The organism is Ancylomarina sp., from assembly GCF_041555295.1.
In the GTDB taxonomy this organism is placed as follows: Bacteria; Bacteroidota; Bacteroidia; order Bacteroidales; family Marinifilaceae; genus Ancylomarina.
The window spans coordinates 1-3,032 of record NZ_JBFFKR010000347.1 but is presented as its reverse complement, the minus strand read 5'-3'; the positions used below and the strand labels follow the sequence as shown (position 1 = coordinate 3,032).

4 protein-coding genes are annotated in these 3,032 nt (G+C 34.4%); 3 read left to right on the top strand and 1 reads right to left on the bottom strand.

Annotated elements, in window-relative coordinates:
• Positions 1-158 precede the first annotated feature (158 nt).
• The 3 genes from ABY905_RS15710 (at position 159) to ABY905_RS15700 (ending at position 2,838) form a co-directional block, all read left to right on the top strand.
• Positions 159-893: a LiaF transmembrane domain-containing protein gene (locus ABY905_RS15710; protein WP_372645577.1), complete on the top strand. Its 735-nt coding sequence runs from the start codon at positions 159-161 to the stop codon at positions 891-893.
• 56 nt (positions 894-949) lie between these two features.
• The gene (locus ABY905_RS15705; protein WP_372645575.1) at positions 950-2,008 is read left to right on the top strand and encodes a sensor histidine kinase; all 1,059 of its coding nucleotides are present in this window, start codon (positions 950-952) and stop codon (positions 2,006-2,008) included.
• Between the two features lie 77 nt (positions 2,009-2,085).
• Positions 2,086-2,838 (top strand): LytR/AlgR family response regulator transcription factor, encoded by a 753-nt coding sequence (locus tag ABY905_RS15700; RefSeq protein ID WP_372645572.1) that lies wholly within the window; start codon positions 2,086-2,088, stop codon positions 2,836-2,838.
• A gap of 1 nt (position 2,839) precedes the next feature.
• Here the strand turns inward: ABY905_RS15700 and ABY905_RS15695 are convergent.
• Positions 2,840-3,032: DUF3820 family protein (locus tag ABY905_RS15695; RefSeq protein ID WP_372645570.1), on the bottom strand; the 193-nt coding region annotated here is incomplete at its 5' end.

Genomic DNA, 3,032 nt, shown 5'->3' with positions numbered 1-3,032 from the left:
TTTCAAATGATTGGCAAATATGGTTTTGGCCAGGAATCTTAATTCTAATGGGAATCGGCTATATATTAAAACCCGATGGATGTAACTCTATCTGTAACGATAAAAAAAAGGATAAAAGTCATCATTAATCAAGCATTTACAATTCAAAATATACTGTTATGAATAGAAATTTTCGAGATATTCCTGATCAGCAAAATCCAAGAGGAAGAAACAATTCAATTTTTGGAATCTTACTCATCCTATTTGGTGGAGCATTAATCCTCAATAATCTGGATTTAATTCCAAATAATCTTCACCATATTATTTTCTCATGGCCAATGCTACTCATCGCTTTAGGTAGTCTATTTGCCTTTGCTAAAAATGATAGAACAACGGGTTTTACCCTAATACTAATTGGTGGTTTTTTCATGCTACCACGACTATTGGGTTGGCATTTCGATCTTTATCGTTTTTTCTGGCCAGTTCTTCTAATACTCTTAGGAATCATTGTGATTCGTAAACGTAACTCTTGCCCTAGCAATAGGTGTAGCAGATCTGAGAAGTCTACAGATTACATTAATGAACTGAATATATTTGGTGGTGGCGAACGTATTATAAACACAAAAAACTTTAAAGGTGGCAATATTACCTGCATGTTTGGCGGAAGTGAAGTTGACTTGACTTACGCTCAGCTAGCTGAAGGCACACACACCATTGATCTATTTGCCATGTTTGGCGGTTCCGTTATTATTGTTCCTCCAGATTGGGATGTTAAAGTTGATATTTCAGCTGTACTTGGCGGTGTATCCGACAAACGCGTACCAACTCCAAACTACATTGTAGAACCTAAGAAAGAATTAATTATTAAGGGCTTTGTTGCCCTTGGTGGTTGTGAAATTAAGTCGAGCAAATAATTCATGTTTCTATAAACAATTTCAAAAGCATTACCCCGATCATTTTATAAACAAGTATGGAGCATCCTATTCTTTCCCATCGTTTTGGTTTAATCATTTACCTTGGATTTTGGTTTTCATTTGCATGCTCACTATTTGCTATTGATTGGTATTTCCAAAATGAAGCTTTTCAGGTTGCACTAATATCATCTTTAAGTATATCCTTGCCTCTTCTGATTATAGCACCTTCAATTTGGTATATTGTTAGACATATTGATGTTGACAAAATTGGCCGAATGGCTGCAGCATTACATCACATTGCAGTAGCCATTATAATGGTTGCGATCTGGTTATCACTAACCTATTTGATTTTTTCGTTTTTTGATAAAGACCCAAATTCCAATGATAATAAGCCTGAAATTATCATGCCTTATTATTGGATGGTATTCATGGCATTCGCTATATACGATTATATTGTGATGGTCTATTATGTCTTTATCTATTATCGGAGTTTTAAATCAAAGATTGAGAATGAAGCTGACCTGAAAAATCTGATTAAAGAGGCAGAAATCAATGCTCTTAAATCACAAATCAATCCACATTTTTTATTCAACAGCTTAAATTCAGTCAGTTCATTAACTCTGGCTCGACCCGAACAATCGAGAGATATGTTGGTCAAGTTATCTACCTTCCTAAGATATTCACTCGATCAGGATTTAAAAGAACTAAATATGCTTTCCAATGAAATGGAAAATAGCCGCTTGTATCTGGAAATTGAAAAGATAAGGTTTGGTGAACGCTTAGTTTTAGATTTTGAAATAGATGAATCAATTAAAGATTTAAAAATTCCGAATCTGATACTGCAACCCATTTATGAGAATGCAATCAAACATGGTGTACATGAAAGTCTGGAACCTGTTGTTATTAAAACAAAAGCTGAGATCAGAAATAACAATCTCATCATTCAAATCTCAAACAACTTTGATAAGGATGCAATCACTCCTAAAGGAAAAGGAATTGGCTTAAAAAATATTATGGAGCGAATGAATCTCATTTACGGAAGAACAGATTTATTGGCCATTACCCGAACTGAATCCAACTTTGTTGTCAATATGGAATTCCCACAGAACAACTAAGCTCGACATGAGTTTGTATTAAAAATATTGAAAACAATATGTAAATTTGAGTTTTAAAACCTCAAACTATTCGACCTATGGAAAAGATTAGAACAATTATTATCGACGACGAATCATTAGCACGAGATTTAGTAAAATCCTATTTGTCTAATATTGATCAAGTTGAAATCTTAGGTGAATACTCTGACGGATTCCAGGGTTTAAAAGCTATAAACGAATTAAATCCAGATCTTATTTTTCTTGATGTTCAGATGCCTAAGTTGACTGGTTTTGAACTCTTGGAACTCTTAGATAAACCCTATAATATTGTTTTCACAACGGCCTATAATGAATATGCCATTAAAGCATTCGAACACAATGCCGTTGACTACCTTTTAAAACCATTTTCTCAGGAACGCTTTGCTGATGCCATATCAAAAGCGATTTCCAGATTGGAAAATCAAGCAGAAAAGTCAAACATCATTGAAAAACTGAAAGAGCACGAAGACAACAACAAGGAAGAACTGAATAGAATTGTTGTAAAATCAAGAAATAAGATTTATATTATTGCCGTTGACGATATTCGATATTTCGAAGCTCAGGATGATTATGTCATGATCTACACTAAAAAGGGTCATCACCTGAAACAAAAGACGATGAAGTATTTTGAGACGCATCTCAACCCAAAAGAATTCTGTCGTATACACCGTTCGTACTTAATTCGTATTGAAGAAATATCAAAGCTAGAACCTTACGAAAAAGATAGCTGGATGCTTATTCTTAAATCAGGCGAAAAACTTAAGGTTAGTAAAAATGGCTACAAACTCTTAAAGCAACAATTGGGCTTTTAGTTTATCGATATTTCATACAAAGAGGGCGCATCATATCCTCCAGTCCATTCAATTTTATTTCGTAAACGACACCAAGCATCTGACCAAGCTTCCCATCGGGAAAACCTTTTTGATGGTACCAAACCACATAGCGTTCTGGCAAGTCTAATATATACCATCCCTTATATTTACCGTAAGGCATACGCATCTGAATT

Coding starts and splice junctions, on each gene's coding strand:
- ABY905_RS15710 (WP_372645577.1), top strand. CDS start 159: ATGAATAGAAATTTTCGAGATATTCCTGATCAGCAAAATCCAAGAGGA.
- ABY905_RS15705 (WP_372645575.1), top strand. CDS start 950: ATGGAGCATCCTATTCTTTCCCATCGTTTTGGTTTAATCATTTACCTT.
- ABY905_RS15700 (WP_372645572.1), top strand. CDS start 2,086: ATGGAAAAGATTAGAACAATTATTATCGACGACGAATCATTAGCACGA.